At 64.3% G+C, this 22,772-nt stretch carries 23 protein-coding genes and 1 pseudogene; 14 read left to right on the top strand and 10 right to left on the bottom strand.

The annotated features are described in order from the left end of the window. The first annotated feature begins 82 nt into the window (after positions 1-82). From rplU to Q7V20_RS15395, 5 genes and pseudogenes are all read left to right on the top strand, one after another. Positions 83-394, top strand: a complete 312-nt coding sequence (gene rplU, locus Q7V20_RS15415; protein ID WP_230178785.1) for a 50S ribosomal protein L21 — start codon at positions 83-85, stop codon at positions 392-394. Between the two features lie 18 nt (positions 395-412). Then, a complete protein-coding gene (gene rpmA / locus Q7V20_RS15410; protein WP_300544696.1) occupies positions 413-670 on the top strand; it encodes a 50S ribosomal protein L27 in 258 nt (85 codons plus the stop codon). Positions 671-846: 176 nt separating this feature from the next. Further along, positions 847-1,956, top strand: a pseudogene (gene cgtA / locus Q7V20_RS15405) (Obg family GTPase CgtA); the annotation flags it as partial. Between the two features lie 266 nt (positions 1,957-2,222). After that, positions 2,223-3,341, top strand: coding sequence for a glutamate 5-kinase (gene proB, locus Q7V20_RS15400; RefSeq protein WP_304792956.1), 1,119 nt, complete (start codon positions 2,223-2,225; stop codon positions 3,339-3,341). Positions 3,342-3,515: 174 nt separating this feature from the next. After that, the gene (locus Q7V20_RS15395) at positions 3,516-4,553 is read left to right on the top strand and encodes a putative solute-binding protein (RefSeq protein WP_304792953.1); all 1,038 of its coding nucleotides are present in this window, start codon (positions 3,516-3,518) and stop codon (positions 4,551-4,553) included. Positions 4,554-4,617: 64 nt separating this feature from the next. Here the strand turns inward: Q7V20_RS15395 and Q7V20_RS15390 are convergent, their stop codons facing one another. Further along, positions 4,618-5,253, bottom strand: a complete 636-nt coding sequence (locus Q7V20_RS15390) for an RNA pyrophosphohydrolase (RefSeq protein WP_304792950.1) — start codon at positions 5,251-5,253, stop codon at positions 4,618-4,620. A gap of 94 nt (positions 5,254-5,347) precedes the next feature. Here Q7V20_RS15390 and Q7V20_RS15385 point away from each other — a divergent pair, with 94 nt between their 5' ends. Both Q7V20_RS15385 and Q7V20_RS15380 read left to right on the top strand, forming a co-directional pair. After that, positions 5,348-7,120, top strand: a complete 1,773-nt coding sequence (locus Q7V20_RS15385) for a proline--tRNA ligase (RefSeq protein ID WP_304792947.1) — start codon at positions 5,348-5,350, stop codon at positions 7,118-7,120. 31 nt (positions 7,121-7,151) lie between these two features. After that, positions 7,152-7,778, top strand: coding sequence for a lytic transglycosylase domain-containing protein (locus Q7V20_RS15380; protein ID WP_304792966.1), 627 nt, complete (start codon positions 7,152-7,154; stop codon positions 7,776-7,778). Between the two features lie 25 nt (positions 7,779-7,803). Here the strand turns inward: Q7V20_RS15380 and Q7V20_RS15375 are convergent, their stop codons facing one another. From Q7V20_RS15375 to hemA, 7 genes are all read right to left on the bottom strand, one after another. Beyond that, positions 7,804-8,514, bottom strand: coding sequence for a superoxide dismutase (locus tag Q7V20_RS15375; protein ID WP_304792944.1), 711 nt, complete (start codon positions 8,512-8,514; stop codon positions 7,804-7,806). 73 nt (positions 8,515-8,587) lie between these two features. Next, positions 8,588-9,166 carry a UbiX family flavin prenyltransferase gene (locus tag Q7V20_RS15370; protein WP_304792941.1) on the bottom strand — a complete coding sequence of 193 codons (579 nt, stop codon included), beginning with the start codon at positions 9,164-9,166 and terminating at the stop codon, positions 8,588-8,590. After that, positions 9,163-9,480 carry a Grx4 family monothiol glutaredoxin gene (grxD, locus tag Q7V20_RS15365; RefSeq protein ID WP_304792938.1) on the bottom strand — a complete coding sequence of 106 codons (318 nt, stop codon included), beginning with the start codon at positions 9,478-9,480 and terminating at the stop codon, positions 9,163-9,165. Before grxD ends, Q7V20_RS15370 begins: the two co-directional genes overlap by 4 nt. A gap of 60 nt (positions 9,481-9,540) precedes the next feature. Next, positions 9,541-10,239, bottom strand: coding sequence for a hypothetical protein (locus Q7V20_RS15360; protein WP_304792936.1), 699 nt, complete (start codon positions 10,237-10,239; stop codon positions 9,541-9,543). 103 nt (positions 10,240-10,342) lie between these two features. Further along, positions 10,343-11,173 carry a peptide chain release factor N(5)-glutamine methyltransferase gene (gene prmC, locus Q7V20_RS15355; protein WP_304792933.1) on the bottom strand — a complete coding sequence of 277 codons (831 nt, stop codon included), beginning with the start codon at positions 11,171-11,173 and terminating at the stop codon, positions 10,343-10,345. Beyond that, the gene (gene prfA / locus Q7V20_RS15350; RefSeq protein ID WP_304792930.1) at positions 11,166-12,278 is read right to left on the bottom strand and encodes a peptide chain release factor 1; all 1,113 of its coding nucleotides are present in this window, start codon (positions 12,276-12,278) and stop codon (positions 11,166-11,168) included. Before prfA ends, prmC begins: the two co-directional genes overlap by 8 nt. Continuing rightward, complete coding sequence (gene hemA / locus Q7V20_RS15345; protein ID WP_304792927.1) at positions 12,275-13,597, bottom strand: glutamyl-tRNA reductase; 1,323 nt, start codon at positions 13,595-13,597, stop codon at positions 12,275-12,277. Before hemA ends, prfA begins: the two co-directional genes overlap by 4 nt. A 49-nt stretch (positions 13,598-13,646) precedes the next feature. Between hemA and Q7V20_RS15340 the strand changes: the two genes are divergently transcribed. From Q7V20_RS15340 to Q7V20_RS15315, 6 genes are all read left to right on the top strand, one after another. Next, positions 13,647-13,916, top strand: coding sequence for a hypothetical protein (locus Q7V20_RS15340; RefSeq protein ID WP_304792925.1), 270 nt, complete (start codon positions 13,647-13,649; stop codon positions 13,914-13,916). A gap of 4 nt (positions 13,917-13,920) precedes the next feature. Then, positions 13,921-14,583 (top strand): 7-carboxy-7-deazaguanine synthase, encoded by a 663-nt coding sequence (gene queE / locus Q7V20_RS15335; protein ID WP_304792923.1) that lies wholly within the window; start codon positions 13,921-13,923, stop codon positions 14,581-14,583. Positions 14,584-14,597: 14 nt separating this feature from the next. Then, a complete protein-coding gene (locus Q7V20_RS15330) occupies positions 14,598-14,969 on the top strand; it encodes a 6-carboxytetrahydropterin synthase (RefSeq protein ID WP_304792920.1) in 372 nt (123 codons plus the stop codon). A 76-nt stretch (positions 14,970-15,045) separates the two neighbouring features. Further along, positions 15,046-16,356 (top strand): adenosylmethionine--8-amino-7-oxononanoate transaminase, encoded by a 1,311-nt coding sequence (gene bioA / locus Q7V20_RS15325; protein WP_304792963.1) that lies wholly within the window; start codon positions 15,046-15,048, stop codon positions 16,354-16,356. Further along, positions 16,353-17,024 carry a dethiobiotin synthase gene (gene bioD / locus Q7V20_RS15320; protein WP_304792917.1) on the top strand — a complete coding sequence of 224 codons (672 nt, stop codon included), beginning with the start codon at positions 16,353-16,355 and terminating at the stop codon, positions 17,022-17,024. Before bioA ends, bioD begins: the two co-directional genes overlap by 4 nt. Continuing rightward, positions 17,021-18,325: an MgtC/SapB family protein gene (locus Q7V20_RS15315; RefSeq protein WP_304792914.1), complete on the top strand. Its 1,305-nt coding sequence runs from the start codon at positions 17,021-17,023 to the stop codon at positions 18,323-18,325. Before bioD ends, Q7V20_RS15315 begins: the two co-directional genes overlap by 4 nt. Positions 18,326-18,329: 4 nt before the next feature. Here Q7V20_RS15315 and Q7V20_RS15310 read toward each other — a convergent pair whose 3' ends face one another. Beyond that, the gene (locus Q7V20_RS15310; protein ID WP_304792911.1) at positions 18,330-18,980 is read right to left on the bottom strand and encodes a pyridoxamine 5'-phosphate oxidase family protein; all 651 of its coding nucleotides are present in this window, start codon (positions 18,978-18,980) and stop codon (positions 18,330-18,332) included. A gap of 119 nt (positions 18,981-19,099) precedes the next feature. Here Q7V20_RS15310 and Q7V20_RS15305 point away from each other — a divergent pair, with 119 nt between their 5' ends. After that, positions 19,100-20,569 (top strand): PLP-dependent aminotransferase family protein, encoded by a 1,470-nt coding sequence (locus Q7V20_RS15305; RefSeq protein WP_304792908.1) that lies wholly within the window; start codon positions 19,100-19,102, stop codon positions 20,567-20,569. Here Q7V20_RS15305 and Q7V20_RS15300 read toward each other — a convergent pair. Continuing rightward, positions 20,547-22,193, bottom strand: a complete 1,647-nt coding sequence (locus tag Q7V20_RS15300; protein ID WP_304792905.1) for a GMC oxidoreductase — start codon at positions 22,191-22,193, stop codon at positions 20,547-20,549. The two genes, Q7V20_RS15305 and Q7V20_RS15300, sit on opposite strands and share 23 nt — an antisense overlap. Positions 22,194-22,772: the final 579 nt, after the last annotated feature.

The following is a 22,772-nucleotide window of genomic DNA, read 5'->3' as shown; positions in this document are numbered from 1 at the left end:
GGATTTTTCCTGATCTGATCGCCGCGACCCTGTTTGAGATGCTGTTTGACAAGCGGGCATCAGATATTTGAAAGGTCTCCCTATGTACGCGGTCATAAAAACCGGCGGCAAGCAATACAAAGTTGCTGCTGGCGAAAAGATCAAAGTAGAACAGATTACTGCGGACGTTGGCCAAGAGATCGTGATCGACCAAGTTTTGGCAGTCGGAATCGGCGCTGAAATGAAGATCGGCACGCCCTTGGTGGCTGGCGCAACCGTCAAAGCAACTGTTCTCTCGCAAGGCCGTCACGACAAAGTGCGCATCTTCAAGATGCGTCGTCGTAAGCACTATCAAAAGCGCCAAGGCCATCGTCAGAACTACACTGAGCTGCAAATCAGCTCCGTGAACGCTTAACCACCAAGGAGCAGATCCATGGCACAGAAAAAAGGCGGCGGTTCCACGCGGAACGGCCGCGACTCCCAACCAAAAATGCTCGGCGTCAAGGCTTTCGGTAGCCAGCTCGTGTCGGCAGGTTCGATCATTGTCCGCCAACGTGGCACCCGCTTCCATGCAGGTACCAACGTCGGCATGGGCCGCGATCACACCCTGTTCGCACTGGTCGACGGCACCGTGTCTTTCACCGTCAAGGGTTCTTTGAACCGCAAGACGGTGGTCGTGACCCCGGTCTGATCGTCACTTCAGCGGTTGGGCCCTCAAGGGCCTGCTGCTGATTGGCTTTCAAAAAAAGGCCCCGGCTCGCCGGGGCTTTTGCGTTTTTCTCGCCAGCGGCCAAGGCGGCTGGCAACCATGTCGATAATCACCGGGTTTGAACCGGTCGCGACGGCACACACAAGGACACCCGCCCCATGAGATTTGTCGATGAAGCCACGATTGAAGTGGCCGCAGGCGATGGCGGCAGCGGTGCCGCGAGTTTTCGTCGTGAGAAGTTCATCCCCTTTGGTGGCCCCGATGGCGGCGATGGCGGGCGTGGCGGGCACATCTACGTGCAGGCCGACCGCAACATCAACACGCTGATCGATTACCGCTACGCCCGCAAGCACTTCGCCCGCAACGGCGAACAAGGCCGTGGCGCGGACTGCTTCGGCGCCGCTGGCCCCGACATCACCCTGCGCATGCCCGTGGGCACCATCATCCGCAACTTCGAAACCGGCGAGGTCATCAAGGAGATGATCGAGCACGGCGAGATCTACCTGCTGTGCAAGGGCGGTGATGGCGGCTTTGGCAACCTGCGCTTCAAAACCGCCACCAACCGCGCGCCTAAAAAGAAGACGCCCGGCTGGCCTGGCGAGGGCCTGAAGGTCAAGCTGGAGCTGCGCGTGCTGGCCGACGTTGGCCTGCTGGGCATGCCCAACGCGGGCAAGTCCACGCTGATCACGGCGGTGTCCAACGCCCGCCCCAAGATCGCCGACTACCCCTTCACCACGCTGCACCCCAACCTGGGCGTCGTGCGCGTGGGCCCCGAAAAGAGCTTCGTCATGGCCGACATCCCTGGCCTGATCGAAGGGGCGTCCGAAGGCGCTGGCCTGGGCCACCTGTTCCTGCGCCATTTGCAGCGCACGCGCGTGCTGCTGCACGTGGTGGACATGGCTCCCTTTGATGATGAGGTGGACCCGGTCAAACAGGCCAAGGCCATCGTCAACGAGTTGAAGAAGTACGACAAGGCGCTGGCCGACAAGCCGCGCTGGATGGTGCTCAACAAGCTGGACGTGGTGCCGCCCGAAGAGCGAGCCCAGCGCGTGGCCGACTTCGTCAAGCGCTACAAATGGAAGGGCCCGGTCTTCGAGATCTCGGCCTTGAGCCACGAGGGTTGCGAGCACCTGGCCTTGAAGATCTACGAGTTCGTGGCCAGCCTGCAAGAGCACCACGAAGACCGCGACATCCGTTTCGACTTCACCGAAGAGGATGCGCCGCTGGTTCCCGCGCCTGCTGCCCACGAGGCCATGGACTTGCCCGATCTGGAGTCCTTGGTGCCCGTGAAGAAGGCGCCAGCCAAGAAGGCCACGGCCAAGAAAGCAGCGGCGAAAAAGGGCGCTGCTGAAAAAGCCGCGCCCGCCAAGAAAGCGGCAGCCAAAAAAGCTGCGGCTAAAAAAGTGGTGGCCAAGAAGGCGCCAGCCAAAAAGGCCGCCGCCAAGAAAGCCGCCGAGGCCCCCGAAGCCTACGTGCCCGACGTTGACGACCCCCGTTTCCGCTGATCCAGCTTCATCTCATCGCGCCTTGAACCATGAATGACGTCCTGAAAAACGCCCGCCGCATCGTGGTCAAGGTGGGCTCCAGCCTGGTGACCAACGAAGGCCGGGGCATTGACGCCGAAGCCATCGGCACCTGGTGCCGCCAGTTGGCCGCCCTGGCGCAAGACGGGCGCGAGGTCATCATGGTGTCCAGCGGTGCCATCGCCGAGGGCATGAAGCGCCTGGGCTGGGCCACCCGCCCTAAAGAGTTGCACGAACTGCAGGCCGCCGCTGCCGTCGGCCAGATGGGCCTGGCCCAGATGTACGAGACCAAGCTCAGCGAGCATGGCCTGGGCAGTGCGCAAGTGCTGCTCACGCACGCTGACCTGGCCGACCGCGAGCGCTACCTCAATGCCCGCTCCACCTTGCTGACCCTGCTGTCGCACAAGGTTGTTCCCGTCATCAACGAGAACGATACCGTCGTGACCGACGAACGCAAGTTCGGCGACAACGACACCCTGGGCGCCCTGGTGGCCAACCTGGTCGAGGCTGACGCCCTGGTCATCCTGACCGACCAGAAGGGCCTGTACAGCGCCGATCCGCGCAAGGATGCCAACGCGCGTTTCATCGACGTGGCCACGGCGGGCGACCCGGCGTTGGAGCAGATGGCCGGTGGTGCTGGTTCCAGCATTGGGCGCGGCGGCATGATCACCAAGGTGCTGGCCGCCAAGCGCGCGGCGGGCAGTGGTGCGAACACGGTGGTGGCCTGGGGGCGTGAGACCGATGTGCTGGTGCGCTTGTCGCAAGGTGAATCCATCGGCACGCTGTTTGTGGCCACCACGGCCAAAGTCGCTGCGCGCAAGCAATGGTTGGCCGACCACCTGCAACTGCGTGGTGCTGTGGTCATCGACGATGGCGCCGTGGTCAAACTGCGCGATGAAGGCAAGAGCCTGCTGCCCATTGGCATGACCGAAGTGGTGGGTGAGTTCCACCGTGGGGACGTCATTGCCGTCCGAAATGCCAAGGGTCAGGATGTTGCGCGCGGCCTGGCCAACTATGCCAGCAGCGAGGCCCGCCGCATCGCGCGCAAGCCTTCCAGCGAATTCGAGGCCCTGCTGGGCTTCACCGGCGAACCCGAAATGATTCACCGCGACAACCTGGTCCTGGTCTGAACAATCCCCCATTAAGTTGGGGCTAGGGGTTCCCCCTGTCTGTGTTGAGCGTCAATTCCGCGTTGAATCAGGGCCTCGCTGTTATTGAAGAACAATGGCGGAACCATTTGGTGGTGCGAATGTCCACAAAGAGTGGAGACATCAATGTCAGGAAATCAAAGGACTCAGATGAAGATGAAATCATGGTCGAAGGCTGCTGCAGTGTTGGCAGTGGCAGGTTGCGTGGCCACCCCGGTGATGGCCAAATCCCAGATCTGCGTGTGGGACGTGGCAGGCAAGTCGGGTGACGTGACGTCGTCAGCGGTGGACTATCTCGTGGCGATGCAAAAGCACGGCGTCGAAATGGAAGTCAAAAACTACGTCGATGAACGCGTGGCGATTGAAGAGTTCCGTTCAGGCCAATGTGATGCCGTGATTGCCACCACTTTGCGCACCCGTCCGTTCAACGCCATTTCCGGCGCCCTTGACAGCATTGGCGCCACCACCATCGTGCGCAACGGCAAGATCGACATCAAGTCCAGCTACGAAGTGGTGCGCAAGGTCATCCAGGTGTTCAGCCTGCCTCAGGCTGCCAAGCTGATGGTGGAGGGCAACTACGAGGTCGGCGGCCTGTTCCCCCTGGGCGCGGCCTACCCCATCGTTCGCGACCGCAAGATCAATTCGGTCGAAGCCCTGTCCGGTAAAAAGATCGCGGCCTTTGACTACGATAAAGCGCAGGGTGTGATGATCCAGCGCATCGGCGCCCAGCCCGTGTCGGCCGACGTGACCAACATCGGCCCCAAGTTCAACAATGGTTCGGTCGACATGGTGACCCTGCCGGCGGTGGCCTTCAAGCCCTTCGAGTTGTACAAGGGCATTGGCACCACCGGTGGCATTGGCCGCTTGCCCATCCTGATCCCGACCGTGCAGATCGTGCTCAACAAGACCAAGTTCCCTGAGGGCTTTGGCGAGAAGTCGCGCCAGTATTGGGTGACTCAGTTTGACCGCGCCTTGCACTTCATCGCGGTGGCCGAGAAGGGTGTGCCTGCCAACATGTGGGTTGACCTGCCTCCCGAAAACATCCCCAAGTATGTGCAGATGTTCCGCGAAGCCCGCATTGAGATTGCCAACCAGGGCATCTACAACAAGCGCGGCCTGAACATCGTCAAGCGTGCCCGTTGCGATGTGAACCCGTCTGACGCCGAGTGCGCCAGCAAGACTGAAGTCGACTGAGTCGGTTGATGGAGCCCGGGTGCTTGAGGCCAATCTGGCTCAAGCACCTGTCTGGGGCTTGGGTTCAGCGGTGCGTGCCGTTGACGATGATGGTCACATCCTGCCCGGCCACTTGGTCAGGGCCTTCTGATCCCTCCATGTCTGGGTGCATGTCCGAGTGCATGTCATCGAGCCGATGGGTGCCGCGCATGTTGGCCCGCAGGTAGCGGTTGGGTTGCTGCCCTTGTGGTTTGGGCAGGAAGCGCGCCAATTCGGACAAGGCCAATTGGTAGACATCACGCTTGAACTCGATCACCGTTTCCAGCGGGATCCAGTAGTCGTGCCAACGCCAGGCGTCAAACTCTGGGTGGTTTGAGGCGCGCAGGTTCATGTCCGTGTCGCGGCCCATGAGCTGCAACAAGAACCAGATCTGCTTTTGGCCTTTGTAGTGGCCGCGTGCATCCTTGCGGATGAAGTGATTGGGCACCTCATAGCGCAGCCAATCGCGGGTGCGGGCCACGATGCGGACATGGTCGGGCAGCAAGCCCACTTCTTCGTGGAGCTCGCGAAACATCGCCTGCTCAGGCGACTCGCCATGCTTGATGCCGCCTTGCGGAAACTGCCAGGAATGGGTGCGGATGCGCTTGCCCCAAAAAACCTGGTTCCGATGATTGAGCAGGATGATGCCGACGTTGGGGCGAAAGCCTTCACGGTCGAGCATAATCAACTCCGAATTTTTCAACTGATTTCATTATTGCATCGCTCGGTTGAAACGCAAGCGCGAGTCCTCACACAACGGTGCATTTTTCATACCCATGCAAGCTTCCCAGTTCTTCATTTCCACACTTAAAGAAGCCCCGGCCGATGCAGAGATCGTCAGCCACAAGCTGATGATGCGCGGCGGGTTCATCAAGAAACTGGGCGCCGGCCTGTACAACTACATGCCCATGGGGCTGCGCACCATCCGCAAGGTCGAGGGCATCATCCGTGAAGAAATGACCCGCGCTGGTGCGGTCGAGCTGTTGATGCCGGTGGTGCAACCCGCCGAGCTGTGGCAAGAGACGGGCCGCTTCGACAAGATGGGCCCCGAGTTGCTGCGCGTGAAGGATCGGCATGGCCGCGACTTCATCATCCAGCCGACATCTGAGGAAGTTGTCACGGACATCGCCCGGCAAGAGCTGCGCAGTTACCGCCAGTTGCCCAAGAACTTCTACCATGTGCAGACCAAGTTCCGCGACGAGCGCCGCCCCCGTTTTGGCGTGATGCGCGGCCGCGAATTCACGATGAAGGACGCTTATTCCTTCGATCGGGATGTCGCCTCTGCTGGTAAAAGCTACGACATCATGTTTGCCGCCTACAGCCGCATCTTCGACCGACTCGGTCTTCAATACCGCGCAGTGGCCGCCGATACCGGCGCCATTGGGGGCGATCGTTCGCACGAGTTCCAGGTCATCGCCGACACGGGCGAGGACGCCATCGTGTATTGCCCAAGCAGCGACTACGCGGCCAACATCGAGCTGGCCGAAGGTGTGCCGCTGATCGCGTCGCGCGCTGCCGCGTCGGTGGCATTGGAAAAAATCGCCACCCCTGGCAAGAGCACCTGCCCGGATGTGGCCGCTTTGCTGGGCTTGCCGCTGAGCCAGACCGTCAAGTCACTGGTGCTGGCCACCGACGAGACCAATGAAGCGGGCGAGATCGTCCAATCCACCGTCTGGTTGCTGCTGGTGCGCGGCGACCATGAGCTGAACGAAGTCAAGGCTGGCAAGATCGAGCTGACCGATGCGAGCGGGCAGGTGACGGGCTTGAAGGCCGGTCACCGCTTTGCCACCGAGAAAGAAATCATCGAGCACTTCGACTGCAAGCCCGGCTACCTGGGCCCGGTCAAGCTGGCCAAGCCGGTCAAGGTGGTGGCCGACCGCACCGTGGCCAACATGGCTGATTTTGTGTGCGGCGCCAACGAAGAAGGCTTTCACCTGAAGGGCGTGAACTGGGGCCGTGACCTGCCCGAGCCTGACCTGGTGGCCGACCTGCGCAACGTGGTCGAAGGCGACCCGAGCCCAGATGGCAAAGGCGTGCTGGCCATCCAGCGCGGCATCGAGGTGGGCCACGTGTTCTACCTGGGCACCAAGTACTCCAAGGCCATGAACGCCACGTTCCTGGATGAGGACGGCCGCCCCAAGCATTTCGAGATGGGTTGCTACGGCATCGGCGTGACCCGCATTCTGGGCGCGGCCATCGAGCAAAAGCACGATGAGCGCGGCATCATCTGGCCCGATTCGATCGCGCCATTCACCGTGGTGATCTGCCCGATCGGCTATGACCGCTCAGCCGATGTCAAGGCGGCCGCTGACCAGTTGCACGATGACCTGGCGGCCTCGGGCATCGACGTGATCCTGGACGACCGTGGTGAGCGCCCTGGCGCGATGTTCGCGGACTGGGAGCTGATCGGCGTGCCGCACCGCGTGGTGCTGGGCGACAAGGGCCTCAAGGATGGCATTGCCGAGTACCAGGGGCGTCAGGACAAGGAAGCGACCAAAGTGGCCGTGACCGAAGTGGCGGCCTGGGTCAAGGCGCGAGTGAAGGTGTGATGGGATGAAGTCAGGTGGTTGTTCGGTGCTGATGCGGTGGGGTTGGGCAAGCGTGGCATCGCTGATGCTGGCCCATGCCGCCTGGGCCGGTGCCCAAGCCGAAGAGCCGCTGGCTGATGCTGTGCGCACGGCCCTGTCGGCCGCTGCGGCCCAATCCGCGCCGCCCATGCTGGTGTTTGCGGATCAAACGCAAAAATACGAGTTCGACCGCTGGGCCGATGCAGCGGGCCTGCGCCTGAAGAAGCGCAAGCCCGACGAGCAGTTGCGCCGCGAGTTCTTGCAAACGGTCTGGTACGAATCCAAGCGCGCGGGCCTGGACCCTTCACTGGTGCTGGGCCTGATCCAGGTGGAAAGCGGTTTCCGCAAATACGCGATCTCGTCGGTGGGCGCGCGGGGCTACATGCAGATCATGCCGTTCTGGTCACGACTGATCGGCACGGGTGATCCGGCCAGCTTGTTCCACATGCAGACCAATCTGCGTTTTGGCTGCATCATCCTGCGCCACTACCTGGACCGCGAGCGGGGCAACTTGTACCTGGCCCTGGGCCGCTACAACGGCAGCCGGGGCCGACCGGAATACCCCAACGCGGTTTTCGCGGCCGTGCGCCAGTGGAGGCTGCCTGATGTGCAGCCACAGATCGTGGCCTTCCGCCCCTGATCGAGCGAGCAAGAAGCGGGCGGGCTCAGGCTTTCGCCAGATTGGCCGCCACAAAATCCCAGTTCAGCAGTTTGTCGAACACCGCGGCGGCATAGTCCTTGCGGCGTGACTGGTAGTCCAGGTAGTAGGCGTGTTCCCACACGTCGATGGTGGCCAGGGGCACCAGGTTTTCTTGCGTCAAGGGCGTGTCGGCGTTGCCGGTTTTGACGACGGCGAGTTTCTTCTGCGTCTTGTCCAGCACCAGCCAGACCCAGCCCGCGCCGAATTGGTCGGTGGAGGCGCTCAAAGTGGCTTCGCGCAGTGCGGCCAGCGAGCCGAAATCGGCGTCGATGCGTTTGGCCAGTTCAGACGGCGGTGTGCCGCCGCCTTTGGGCCGCAGGCTTTGCCAGTAAAAGGTGTGGTTCCAGACTTGAGCGGCGTTGTTGAAAATGGCCCGCTGAGCGTCGTTGCGGGCACTGCGCTGGATAACGTCCACCAGGCTGCTCGCATCCATCAGCGGGGAGCTGGGCAGCAAGCGGTTCAGGTTGTTCACATAAGCGGCGTGGTGCTTGCCGTGGTGCTGCCCGATGGTGCTGGCCGAGATCACGGGATCGAGCGCGGCGGCGTCCCAGGGCAGGGCGGGCAACTCGAAGCGGGGCGCGGCGGATTTCTCGGCAGCATGGGCCCAAAACGGGCTGCTGCCCAGGATGGTAGCTGTGGTGGTCAGCCAATGCCTGCGCGAAAAGTGGGTGGTCATGGGTTGGTCCTCCTGGTATGAATGGACTCCCATCATGCGGGAAAATGAGGGTGGGTCAAGACCCCTCAACGCGTTACAAGCCGCGCCACTCCTGGGGTTGTGCCGAGGCGATGCCCGCGGTGCTCAAGACCCGCTCCACGGTGTCATTGACCAGCTCGTCAATGCTTTGTGGGCGGTGGTAGAAGGCGGGCAAAGGCGGAAAAATGATGCCGCCCATTTCGGTCACCGCGGTCATGTTGCGCAGATGGGCCAGGTTGAAGGGCGTTTCACGCACCATCAGGATCAGGCGACGGCGCTCTTTCAGGGTGACATCCGCCGCGCGGGTCAGCAGGTTGTCGCCCAGGCCATGGGCCACGGCGGCCAGTGTCTTCATGGAGCAGGGGGCCACGACCATGGCGTCGGTGCTGAAACTGCCGCTGGCAATGCAGGCGCCAATGTCGCCGGGGGCGTGGGCCTGGTCGGCCAGGGCTTCCAGCGTGGACCGGTCCAGGCCCAGTTCATGGTGCACGTTCAGGATGCCGGCGGGGGTGGCGACCAGGTGGGTTTGCACACCCAGAGCGCGGGCACGCTCCAGCAAGCGCACGCCATAGACGGCACCACTGGCGCCGGTGATGCCAATGATCAGCCGACGAGGTGTGCTGGCTGGATTCACTGGGCTGCGGTCAAGACCTGTTGGAGTTCGCCAGCCTGGTACATCTCCATCATGATGTCGGAGCCACCGACGAACTCACCGCCCACGTACAGCTGGGGGATGGTGGGCCAGTTGGTGTAGTCCTTGATGCCTTGGCGGATGCCGTCGTCTTCCAGGACGTTGACGGTTTGCAGGTCGGTGACACCGCAGGCTTTGAGGATCTGGATGGCACGCCCCGAAAAACCGCATTGCGGGAACTGGGCGGTGCCTTTCATGAACAGCACCACACGGTGGCCTTTGACCAGGGAGTCAATGCGTTGTTGAACGTCACTCATGGGAATTTGCGCTTGGCTGAATTGGGAACAAGGCCCTGTTTATATCAGGCCTTGGGAAATTCAGAACGCGTAGCGGACAGAGACCTTGATGACGGGGCGCAGGCGCAGGTCGCGCACGATTTCGTCCAGCCCCGCTTCGCCTTGCAGCGCCCGGGAAATGCGGCCAATGTTGCTGGAATTGACCGAAATCAGGCCCAGATCGGCGTTGAAACGCCACATGCTTTCGCTGCCGGGGGCGCCCAGGCTGGCGGCGTAACCGGCGCCCACATACGGCAGGGTGCGGTTTTCGCCATCGAGGGACTGGCCTCTGGGGTCGCCCAGGTTCAGGTTGTCGAGGCGCTGGAGGCTCAGGTTCAGGCCGCTGCCGATGGTGTCGTCGTTACCGTCAGACCAGGAGGACTGGGTGACCGAGCCACGCACCAGGCCGACCGTGGCGCGAAAGCCACCCGAAAAGTAATAATCAGACAAGACATGGGCGCTGCGCAGGCTCAGGCCGCTGGAAGGCACGGGCTGCGCGAGCACGAAAGAGTCTTTGAGGGGGTCGTAGGCGCGGTCCATGACGACGCCAATGCGGCCTTCCCAGTGGGGCCAGAACTGCTGTCCGTTCAAGCTCAGGCCCTTGCCTTGATCAACCGCCGTGGCCGAGCGCAGCAGATGCTGCGGCTGGGGCACCATTTGCGCGTGCGCAACCGAAGCTGCCAAAGTGCAGGCGGTGAAAAGGCAGCGAAAAAGGCGGGGCGGGGCGGTTAGGCGGAACATCAAAAGCTCCTGAAGAACGATTTGATGCTACGCCGCCCGGCTGGTTTTTGGGAATAGAGTTGTTAGCGTTCGTACCACCAATTTACAAGGTGACGTGAATTTGCTAAGTCTTCCCGCCGGTGCACCGCGGGTTACCGCCGAGGTCGATCCGGGTGTTGATTTGGCTGAATCCGTGGGCCTGCAACAGGCCAGACACGGCGGCGGCCTGGTCGTGGCCATGCTCCAATAGCAGCCAGCCGCCAGCCTTGAGGTGCAGCGGGGCCTTTGAAATGATCAGGCGCAGGTCGTCCAGGCCGTCAAGGCCGGATGTGAGTGCTTGCTTTGGTTCAAAGCCCAATGCCTGCAGATGCTCGTCGTCTTCGGCAATGTAAGGTGGGTTGCTGACAATGAGGTCGAACTGGCGTGTGGCCACAGGTTCGAACCACGATCCCTGCAGGTTTTCCACCGGCAAGGCCAATTGCCGGGCGTTGGCCTGAGCGATGGCCAGGGCGGCGGGGCTGGCGTCCACAGCGGTGATTTGGGCATGGGGGCGTTGGTGCTGCAATGCCAGGGCGATGGCGCCACTGCCGGTGCCCAGGTCCAGCACCTTGAAGCCTGGCTTGGCGGGGATGAGTGCCAGGGCCCATTCAACCAGGGTTTCGGTGTCGGGCCGGGGGATCAGCACGTCGGGGCTGACGCGCAAGGTCAGGCCGTAGAACTCTTTGTCGCCCAGCAGGTAGGCCAGGGGCTCGCCTTGGGCGCGGCGCTGAGTCCAGGCCATGAACTGGTTGGCGTGGTCGTGTGGCAAGGCGTCCTGGTCGTGGGCCAGGAGCCAACTGCGCGGGCGCTGCAAGACGGTGCTCAGCAGGATCTGCGCATCCAGGCGGTCCACGCCCAGCTGGCGGGCTTGCTGGAGCGCACCTGCCACGGTGATGGTGGGCAGGAGCTCAGACACCGGTGGCGGCTTCCAGCTCGGCCAGTTGCTCGGCGGCTTGGGCGGTGATCAGGGCCGCGATGACGTCGTCCAGGTCGCCTTCCATGATGGCCAGCAGTTTGTAGAGCGTCAGGTTGATGCGGTGGTCGGTGAAGCGGCCCTGGGGGAAGTTGTAGGTGCGGATGCGGTCGGAGCGGTCGCCGGTGCCGACCAGGCCTTTGCGGGTGGCGGCTTCCTTGGCCTGGCGCTCAATGCGTTCGCGGTCGTTGATGCGGGCGCTGAGCACGGCCAGGGCTTTGGCCTTGTTGCGGTGCTGGCTGCGGTCGTCCTGGCACTCGGCGACGATGCCGGTGGGGATGTGCGTGACGCGCACGGCCGAATCGGTCTTGTTGATGTGCTGGCCGCCGGCGCCGCTGGCGCGGTAGGTGTCGATGCGCAGGTCCGCCGGGTTGATGGTGATCTCTTCGGCTTCGTCGGGCTCGGGCAACACGGCCACGGTGCAGGCGCTGGTGTGGATGCGGCCTTGGGTTTCGGTGGCGGGCACGCGCTGCACGCGGTGGCCGCCGGATTCGAACTTGAGCTGGCCGTAGACGCCGGTGCCCTCGAAGCGCAAGACGATTTCCTTGTAGCCGCCCAGGTCGGATTCGTTGGCGGACATCACTTCGCAGCGCCAGCCCTGGCGTTCGGCGTGGCGGGTGTACATGCGGGTCAGGTCGCCTGCGAACAGGGCCGATTCATCGCCTCCGGTGCCCGCGCGGATTTCGACGAAGGCGTTGCGGGCGTCGTCGGGGTCTTTGGGCAGCAGGGCGGTTTGCAGCTCGGCTTCGACCCGGGCGATGTCGGCTTCGGCCTGGGTGATTTCTTCTTGCGCCATGGCGCGCATGTCGGCGTCGTTGGCGGAATCCATCAGCATCTGGCGGGCGGTGGCCAGGTCGTCGCTGCGCTGGGCGTGGCGCTGGGCCATGTCGCACACGCTGCTGACTTCCGAATGCTCGCGTGACAACTCACGGTAGCGCTTGTTGTCAGCGGCGACCGCCGGGTCGGACAGGGCGGCGTCCAGCTCTCGAAGGCGAAGTGCCAGGCGTTCGAGGGAGGATGCGAGCGAGGGGGCTAGGCCGCCGCTCACGGCTTGTCTTTCTTGAGGGGGCTCACGTCGCCGCGCAAGAAGAGGCGCGCCAGCGAGGCGGCCACTTGGGGCCGTTGCTGGGTGTCGGCGCTGTGCAGTTCGGCCATGGCGCCATGCAGCATTTTCTGGGTCAATCCTCTTGAAAGTGTGTCGAGCACGGTTTCGATGTCCTCGCCTTTGGCGAGCATCTTGCGGGCGCGGGCAATTTCAGCGGCACGCCAGGCATCGGCCTGTGAATTGAGGGCCTGGATCAGGGGCACGGTGGTGCGCTGGTCCAGCCAGTGCACAAAGCCTTGCACGCCGGTTTCGATGATGGCCTCGGCCTGGGTGACGGCGGCCAGGCGCTTCTCGCTGGCGGTTTGCACCAGGGCGCTCAGGTCATCGACGGTGTACAGGTAGACGTCGTCCAGCTCGGCCACTTCGGGTTCGATGTCGCGGGGCACGGCCAGGTCCACCATGAAGATGGGGCGGCGTTTGCGGGCTTTGAGGGCACGTTCGACGGCGCCCAGGCCGATGATGGGCAAGGAGCTGGCGGTGCACGAGACCACGATGTCGAACTCGTGCAGGCGATCGGGCAGGTCGGCCAGGCGCAAGGCCTGGGCACCCAGGTGGTTGGCGAGCTTTTCGCCGCGCTCCAGGGTGCGGTTGGCCACGGCCATGCTGCGCGGGGTGCGCCCGGCGAAGTGCGTGGCGGTGAGTTCGATCATTTCGCCGGCGCCCACGAACAGGATCTTGGTTTTGCCCAGGTCTTCGAACAATTGGCTGGCCAGGCGCACGGCGGCGGCGGCCATGCTGATGGAGTGGGCGCCGATTTCCGTTGAAGTGCGCACTTCCTTGGCCACGGCGAAGGAGCGCTGGAACAATTGGTGCAGGGTGGTGCCCAGGGTGCCTGCGGCATCGGCCTCGCGCACGGCCTGCTTCATCTGGCCCAGGATCTGGGGTTCGCCCAGCACCATGGAGTCGAGCCCGCTGGCGACGCGGAAGGCGTGGCGGGCGGCGGCGCCACCTTCCAGCACGTAGGTGTGGCGCAGCAGTTCGTCGTGGCCCACGCCCCCGGTGTTGGCCAGCCAGTCGACGGCGGCGTGCTGCAAATGGCTGGCGCGACCGCCCCAGTTGCCGCCCAAGGCGCAATACAGTTCGGTGCGGTTGCAGGTGGACAGCAGCGCCACTTCTGGTTGGGCCGAAGACTGCGGCACCCCGGTCAAACGGGTGTGCAAAACCTGGAGCGCCGGGGCCAATTGGTCGACGGCGAACGCGAACCGGCCTCGCAAATCGACAGCGGCGGTGGTGTGGTTCAAACCCAGGGTCAGGACGGTCATATCCGGGGATTATAAAATCGAGGGTTTTTTGATGTTGCGAAGGCGTTCAATGAGCTTGCTGGATGCTTTGATCCACATGGTGAATTTTTTCCTGCCCGCCTTGGGCATGGCCTTGCTTTTACCCGCTTTGGCCCGCCTGGTGTGGTGGCGTGCGCTCAAACCGGCGGGTTTTGCACGCCAGGTGTCCTGGGTGGCCGGGGTCAATGCCCTGGTGTTGGTGGCCGGACTGATTGTGTTGGGGCGCGACGGCGCCATGGCCACGTATGCCGCCTTGGTGCTGGCGTCGAGCCTGACCGTCTGGTGGACTGGATTGCGTTGAGACCATGAGCTACAGCATCAAGGAAATGTTCTACACCCTGCAGGGCGAGGGCACGCATGCCGGGCGCCCGGCGGTGTTCTGCCGCTTTGCCGGTTGCAACCTGTGGACGGGCCGCGAGGCGGACCGGGCGCAGGCCATTTGCCAGTTCTGCGACACCGAATTCGTGGGCACCGACGGCTTGGGCGGCGGCAAGTTCGCGAGCGCCGCGCAATTGGCCGAGCGCATCGCCTCGTTCTGGCCCGCTGGCCCCGAAGCGGCCGATGACCGCCGCTTCGTGGTGCTGACCGGCGGTGAACCATTGCTGCAGGTTGATCCCGAGTTGATCGACGCGCTTCACGCACAAGGCTTCATGATCGCTGTCGAGACCAATGGCACGATCGCCGCGCCAGCGGGCCTGGACTGGATCTGCGTGAGCCCCAAGGCGGGATCGACCTTGGTGCAAAAAAGCGGGCACGAGCTTAAAGTGGTCGTGCCCCAGAGTGGGTTCAGCACGGCGGACCTGAAAGCCATGGAAGCCCTGGATTTTGAGCAGCGCCGTGTGCAGGCCATGGACAGCGCACAACCGGTTGCCCGCCGTGACGCCATGCAATGGGCAGTGCAATGGTGCCTGGACAACCCGCGCTGGATGCTCAGCGTGCAGACCCACAAGACCTTGGGCATCCGTTGATCGGTACGAATCGCATGTTTGAACTGAGCCAGACCTTCACCTTTGATGCCGCCCACACCCTCAAGCGCCACGTGTCGCCTGAAGAGGCGGCGAGCAGCCGCCGCATCCACGGGCACACCTACACCGCCGAGGTGGCGGTGCGTGGGCCCCGTCAGCCGGACACCGGCATGGTGGTGGACCTGGCCGTGTTGCGCGCGGCCTTGGCCGAGGTGCGCAGCCAGCTTGATCATCACTTTCTGGACGAGGTGGCGGGCCTGGGCACGCCCACACTCGAGAACCTGTGCGTGTTCATCTTCGACCAGATGAGTGCACGCATCCCGCAGGTGAGTGCCGTGAGCGTGTCGCGGGCGGCGGGTGACCGTTGCGTTTACCGGCCGCAGGCCTGAAGTGGCCAAGCCGCCACTGACGGCCCGTAGCCTGGCCGAACGCAGTCGCCAGGCCGTGTGGCACCCTTGTACGCAGATGAAGGCGCTGGACGAGTTTCCCCCGCGCGCCATCGTGCGTGGCGAGGGCCCCTGGTTGATCGACGAGCAAGGCCATCGCATCCTCGATGCGGTCAGTTCCTGGTGGGTCAATCTGTTCGGCCACGGCTTTGCACCGATCACCGAGGCGATCACCGACCAATTGGGCAAGCTGGACCACACCATGCTGGCGGGCCTCACCCATGAACCCGTGGTGGCGCTGTCTGAACGACTGGGTGCGCTGACCGGCCTGGGCCATGCCTTTTATGCCAGCGATGGTGCCAGCGCCACCGAGATCGCCCTCAAGATGAGCGCGCACAGTTGGCGCAACCGTGGGCTGCCGGGCAAGCACCGCTTCATTGGCTTGCAGGGGGGCTACCACGGTGAGACCGCCGGGGCCTTGTCTGTCACCGACATCCCCTTGTTCCGCGAAGCCTACGCGCCGCTGTTGCGCTTGAGCGCCACCTTGCCCTCGCCCGATGTGCGCCATGCGGTGCCAGGCGTGAGCCAGGCGCAGCACACCGCCACTTGCGTGCAAGCCTTGGCCGATCATCTGGCTGAACACCACGCATCGATCGCCGCCTTGATTCTGGAGCCTTTGGTTCAAGGCGCGGCGGGCATGGGCATGTATTCGCCCAGCTACCTGAGCGCAGCGCGTGCCCTGTGCGACCAGCACCAGGTGCATTTGATCTGTGACGAAATCGCCGTGGGCTTTGGGCGCACCGGCACCATGTTCGCGCACCAGCAGGCCTTGGGCGCTGATGGCTTGCCCATCCGCCCTGACTTCATTTGCCTGAGCAAGGGCCTCACGGGCGGCGTGCTGCCTTTGTCGGTGGTGCTGACCACGGACGAGGTCTACGCCGCCTTCTGGGACGATCGCACAGCACATGGCTTTCTGCACTCGCATTCCTACACAGGCAACGCACTGGCTTGCCGCGCGGCTCTGGCCGTGCTGGACACCTTTGAGCGCGACGACGTGCTGGTGCGCAACCGTGCGCTGTCGGCCCGCTTGTCGGCCCTGGCCGAGCCTTTGACGCGGCACCCGCGCGTGAAGGCGCATCGCCACCTCGGCATGATCTGGGCGTGGGACATCGACACGGCAGATGCCACGTTCGCAGCGCGTTTTCACCGCCTGGCGCTGAACGAGGGCCTGCTGTTGCGCCCCATTGGCAACTCGCTGTATTTCATGCCGCCTTATGTGCTGAGCGAGGCCGACATGCAGCATCTGGTGGAGGGCACCTTGCGCACGCTGGACCAGGCCTTGTCAGGCGATGCCGTCTTGTCTTCAGGCCATGGGGAGCGTCTGGCATGACGGCGTTTTTCGTCACCGGCACCGACACGGGCGTGGGCAAGACCCGCGTCTCCTGTGCCTTGTTGCATGCCTTGCGGCAACGTCATGCGCGCGTGATCGGGATGAAGCCCGTGGCCGCGGGAACCGAGCTGATCCATGGCGAGTGGGCCAACGAGGACGTGCTGGCACTGCGTGCTGCATCGACCGTCCAGGTGCCTGCGCTGTACGACAACCCCTATCTGCTGCATCAGGCGGCATCGCCGCACATCGCGGCGCGTGAAGAAGGCGTGGGCATCGACATCGAGCACATCGCGGCTTGCTTTCATGCCCTGCGGCAGCAGGCCGAGGCGGTGGTGGTGGAAGGGGCAGGGGGCTTCATCGTGCCCTTGCAGGAGGCCCAAGGCCAATCGGCCACCAGCGCAGACCTGGCCGTGCTGTTGCGCTTGCCGGTGATCCTGGTGGTGGGCGTGCGCCTGGGTTGCCTGAACCATGCTTTGCTGACGCAAGAGGCCATCCTGGCGCGTGGGCTCACCCTCGCTGGTTGGGTGGCCAACCGCATCGACCCGAGCATGATCGGGCAGGATGCCAATGTGGACACCTTGCGGCAAAGGTTGCAAGGGCCGCTGCTGGCCGATTGGGCCTGGGCACCTCAGATCGAGGCTTCCAGGCTGACGATCGGCTTGCCATGAGCACCTCCGCGTCGTCCATCGCCCTGGCCAGCCTGCCCACTGCGCTGAATCTGGTCGGGGCTCTGGCCGCGGGGCTGGTGATCGGCCTGGAGCGCGGCTGGCGTGACCGCGAGCTGACCGACGGTGGGCGGGTGGCAGGTTTGCGAACCTTTGCCCTGGCGGGCCTGTTCGGGGGATTGCTGGCCAGCTTGTCCGCCGAGTTCGGCGCGTGGCCCCTGCTGGCCGGCATCATCGGGGTGTCGATTCTGTTGGCGGTGTCCTACCGGCAGGCCTCGGCCTCGTCGGGCGACCTGAGCATCACCACCGCCCTGGCCATGTTGCTGACGATCGCCCTGGGTGCCATGGCCGCACGGGGGGCCGTTGCCCTGGCATTGGCGTGTGCCGTGGTCGTTGCCGTGTTGCTGAACCTCAAGCCGACCTTGCACCGCTGGCTGCGCCTGATCGAGCACCGCGAATTGACGGCGGGCCTGCAGTTGATGGTGCTGTCGGTGGTCATCCTGCCCAATCTGCCGGATGCCGGGTTTGGTCCTTACCAAGCCTTGAACCCTTACAAGCTGTGGTGGGCGGTGGTGTTGATCGCGGGTTTGTCGCTCGCTGGGCATTTCGCCATGCGCGTCACGGGCCCGCGGCGAGGCATGTTGTGGACCGGCGTTCTGGGCGGGCTGGCATCGTCCACGGCCACCACCTTGGCCTTGTCACGCTACGCGCGGCTCAACCCCGCGTTGGCGGGGGTGGCGGTGTCTGGTGCCTTGGCGGCGTGCGGGGTGATGTTCTTTCGCATGGCCGTGCTGGTGGCGCTGGTCCAGCCAGCGCTGTTGGCCGCCATGGGCGTGCCGCTGGTCCTGACGGGGGGCACCTTGCTGGTCCTGGGCTTGTGGCACTGGCGCCAGCTGTCCAAGGCAACGGGTGATCAACCCATTGAGCCCATGATGTCCACGTTTGACCTGGGAACGGCTTTGGGCTTTGGCGCTTACCTGGCTGCCATGGCGGTCCTGGCGCCCGCCGCCATGCAGTGGCTGGGCAGTGGTGGTGTCTACGCGCTCGCGTCGCTGTCCGGCTTGGCCGATGTCGATGCCATCGTGATCTCCCTGGCCCGCCTGCATGGTGACGGCGGTTTGCCTTTGGTCACGGCGATTGCCGCGATCTGCCTGGCCACGCTGGCCAACATGGTGTCCAAAGGCGCGATGGCCTGGATCACCGGCGGCCAGGCCATGGGCGCGCCGGTGATCAAGGGTTATGCGGTGGGCATGGCCGTTGGCGTGAGCGCGGCGGCGGCCATGCTGTTGCTGGTGGGCGCCTGATGCGTCAGGCGCTGGCCCACTGGCGCACGTAGGCCGGTGTGTTGGCCGGACAACCAGGCTCGGCCACCGGCGCAAGTCGGCCTTGGTGGAGGGGCAACACCCCCGCCCACACCGGCCAGTTCATGTCCTCCTCCTTGTCCTTCGGACCCCACGCCCTGATCTTGGCGGCGGCCTCGAACAAGGGCATGCGCAGCACCGTGGTGGCCGCCAGCTCGTTGCGGTCGGGCGCCCGCGCTTCATCGCGGCGACCGGGGGCGAGGTGGTCCATCAGGCGGTGCATCACCTCGGTTTTCTCGCCGTCCGGCACGGGCTCGAACGCCCCATGCACCACCACCGACCTGAAGTTCATGGAGTGCGAAAACGCCGAGCGCGCCATCACCAGGCCATCCAGGTGCGTGATCGCCAGGCAGGCCGGCGTGCCCTGGGCCAGTGACTTCATCATCTTGCTGCCGTTGGAGCCATGGATCAGCACATGGTCGCCCACCCGCCAGACCGCCGTGGGCAGGCAGAGCGGCCCGCGTTCGTCCACGAACGCCACGTGGCACAGGTAGGCGGCGTCGACGATGGCGTGGATGGTGGCGCGGTCGTAGTGGCCCCGGTCCTCGGTGCGGCGGACGCGGCTGCGTTCACTGGGGGCTTGGGCGGCGGTGTTCATGGTGCGTTGGCTCCTGGTGTGTGAATGAGCCTGAACGATAGGCAAAACATGGATCTATGAAAAGAACCAACTGATTGCAAAATGATAGAACCACGTTTTATTTCCAGAGTGTTCACCGCATGACCGATCTGACCTTGTTGCTGGACCGCCGTTTGCTGCGCGCCAGGAAGCGCGCCGTCCCCATGCAGCGCCATCTGTACGACCTGCTGCGCCAGGCCATCCTGGATGGTCGATTGCTGGCTGGCAGCGCTTTGCCAGCCAGCCGGGTGCTGGCGCGTGAGCTGGGCGTGGCGCGCAACAGCGTCATCCATGCCTATGATCAACTGGCCGCAGAAGGCTATGTGCAAGCCAGTCGGCAAGGCACGGTGGTGGCGGCCTTGCCCAACCGCCAGGTGGTCAGCGCCGAGCCGACCCACCACGCACAGATGGTCGCGCCAGCCATGGCCAACCGTGTGCAGGCCCTCAATCGCCGCCGCACCGCCGAGCAAGACCTGATGCCGTTCATGCCGGGCATCCCTGCGCTGGATGCCTTTCCTTCGCGCACCTGGCGGCGCCTGGTGCGGAATGCCTGGCGCGACCAATCGTCAGCGTGCCTCAGCTACAGACCTGTGATGGGCGAGCTGGAGTTGCGGCAGGCGATTGCCACCCACGTGCGCGCCTCACGCGGGGTGGTGTGCAGCGTTGATCAGGTCTTCGTGACCAATGGCACGCAAGACAGTTTGAGCCTGTGCGCGCACGCCCTGGCCGATGTCGGACAGCGCGCCTGGCTCGAGCACCCGGGCTATGGTGGCGCGCGCGTGGCCTGCCAGGCGGCCGGACTGCGCGTGGTGCCCGTGCCGGTGGATGAACACGGGCTGGCGCCCACCGCTGCCTTGTGGCGCCACCAGCCGCCACGGTTGATCTACACCACGCCATCGCACCAATACCCTTTGGGGTCGGTGCTGTCATTGGCGCGCCGTCTGGCTTTGATCAAGCAAGCCCAGGCCACGGGGGCCTGGATCCTGGAAGACGATTACGACAGCGAGTTTCGGCACGATGGTCCGCCTCTGGCCGCCATGCAAGGCCTGGTGCCCAATGCACCGGTGGTCTACCTGGGCACTTTCAGCAAGTCGATGTTCCCGGCTTTGCGCCTGGGCTTCATCGTGGTGCCAGAGGCCACGGTGGACCAATGGCAAGGCGTGTTGGGTGAACTGGTGCGGCGTGGCCAGCCGGCCGAGCAGGCTGCCTTGGCGGCCTTCATCAACGAGGGGCACTTCACCCAGCACCTGCGCAAGATGCGGCAGTTGTACGCCGAGCGCCAGGCGGCTTTGCGCGAGGCCTTGGCCCGGCATTGGCCCTGGCCCGGTGATGTGCTGGGCGGGGCCTGCGGCCTGCACCTGGCCTTGACCCTGTCGGCCGACATCCCCGATGCCCAGGCTGCTGCAGCGGCCATGGCCAGAGGGCTCAGCCCTCGGCCTTTGTCAGCCTATGGCACGGGTGGCGCGCCCCTCAACGGCCTGGTCATGGGCTATGCCAACCTGCCTGCCGAGCAGATGGACACCCGCGTGAAGCAGATGGCGCGCGCCATCAACGCAGGTCTTGCGCGATGACGCGTTCGATGTTGCGTTCTGCCAAGGCCGTGATGGTGACGAAAGGGTTGACGCCGATGGAGCCTGGGATCAAGGCGCTGTCGGTCACGTACAGGCGATCGTAACCCTTGACCCGGCCGATGTGGTCGGTGGCCTTGCCCAGCACGCAGCCGCCCAGCGGGTGGTAGCAAAAGTCATCGGCGAAGACCTTGCCGCCGCCGAACAAATCGGTGCGGTAAATCGTGCCTTGCTTGCGGTTGATGCGATCTAACAAGGTCTTGGCCGCGTTGACCGTGGTGGCGTTTTGCGCGCGCGTCCAGCGCAGCTTGGCCGAGTCCGTGGCGGTATCGTATTCAAAGCGGCCACGCTCGGGGTTGCGCGTGATGGCCAGGTACATGCTCACCCAGTTCTCGAAGCCCGTGGGCAAAGGCGTGATCTCGGCGAACACCGGGTTGAGCGGGTTGTCCCAATCGTTGATGCCCATGGCGGGCATGGTCGACTGGATCGCTCCGGTGGTGTTCCAGAGGTGGTTGGCACGCGCGGCCATCACATTGCCGTTGTGGCCCCAGCCTTCGCCCACTGCGCTGTTCAGGCGGGGCAGGGTGCCGGTCTCGCGAGCACGCACCAGCAGCTCGGTCGTGCCCAGGCTGCCTGCGCCCAGGAAGAGGTGGCCGCATGACACCTGCACGTCGGCCAGTACATTGCCGTGGGCATCGATGGCACGCACGCTCAGCAGGTAGTCGCCGTTGGCCTGCTGTTCGATGCGGCGCACCTGTTGCAGCGTGTAGATGGTGACGCGGCCGGTGCCCACGGCATCGGCCAGGTAGGTCTTGTCCAGGCTGAGCTTGCCCGCGTTGTTGCCGTAGATCACCTCTTGCGCCAGGGCAGAGCGGGGCACATTCTTGGCCTGTTCGGCCTCCATGTATTTGAAGTCATACACGCTGGGCACGAACACGGTCTTCAAACCCGATTGATGCGCCTGGTTGCGCGAGACGCGGGCGAAGCGGTAGCAGTCGGCCTTCTCGAACCAGTCTGGATCGACGTGGTTGACGCCGAGCAGGCCGTTGGCGCGTGGGAAGTACGTGGCGTACATCTCGGCGGCGTTGACCTCGGGCATCATCTGTTCGAAGTAGCCGCGTGGCGGCGTCACGGCCATGGCCCCATTGACCAACGAGCCACCGCCCACTCCCCGGCCCACGTAGACCGACATCTCGTCGTAGTTGACCCGGTCCAGCACGCCGGCATAGCGCGGGATCTTGCGGTTGATCACGTCCAAACCGAGGAAGGTCTTGAGTGGCGCTTCGGTGCGGTCCTTGAACCACATGGAGCGGCCATCGGGCGACAAGGTTTTGGTGAAGATGCGGCCATCGCTGGCGGGCTGGGTCCACAACTGGCCCATCTCCAGCATGACCACGGGCACACCGGCTTCGGCCAGGCGCAAGGCGGTGACCGCGCCGCCATAGCCCGTGCCGATGACGATGGCGGGCACGCGGCCCAGGCTGCCCAGCGCCGCGCGTGGTTGGGCCAGCGATTCGTTGAACACGCGGCTGGACGCTGCCTGGCCATTCAGTGAGAAACCGGACAGGCCCAGCACACTGGCGGCCTGCAGGGCCGATTGGCCCAGGAAACGACGACGAGACAACATGAATCAACACTCCACAATGCGCTTCGATTCTTGAGGTCGGTTGCGGCTGGCATGGGCGGTGCATTCCCTTGGATTGCGGGCTGGCCCCTTGAATCGGGGATCGTTCAGTGCTGCGTGTCGGGCAGTTCTTTGTGTGGGAAAGGGTGCGTGGTGGGTTGGACGGTTTGCTTTGTCTGGGCGGCGCGGGGCGGGGATGAGTCGGAGGCGGGCAGGGCTTCTATGGTGGCGGTCCACCGCGTAGCGGCGGACTGCGCTCGGTGCTCGGCCACGGCGGGCGGCTGCGGAACTCGCTGGCCTGCGGCCAGCTCAAACAGTCCTCGCCGACCCCTCGCTGCGCGAGGGGCAACCCGCCGCGGCCTGCGCGCCTCGCCGCCCCCGAAGTCGCCTCGCCCGCCTCCGACTCATCCCTGATCGCCCCGCTGGTGGCGTGGCACGGTTGCTGTGGTGGCAGGCCACCAGCGGGGCGATCAAAGGGCTGGGGCGGTCTCCGGCGGGGCGCCTGGCTTGGTGCTGAGAAGCGGAATGCCGAGGTGGGCGTGCGCAGCACGCATCAACATCTGACCGGCCGTGGTTGTTTGA

Origin of the sequence: Aquabacterium sp., from assembly GCF_030652515.1 — a bacterium.
Lineage (GTDB): Bacteria > Pseudomonadota > Gammaproteobacteria > Burkholderiales > Burkholderiaceae_C > Aquabacterium.
Note: the sequence above shows the minus strand (reverse complement) of the source record. Positions and strands in the feature narration are given on the sequence as shown.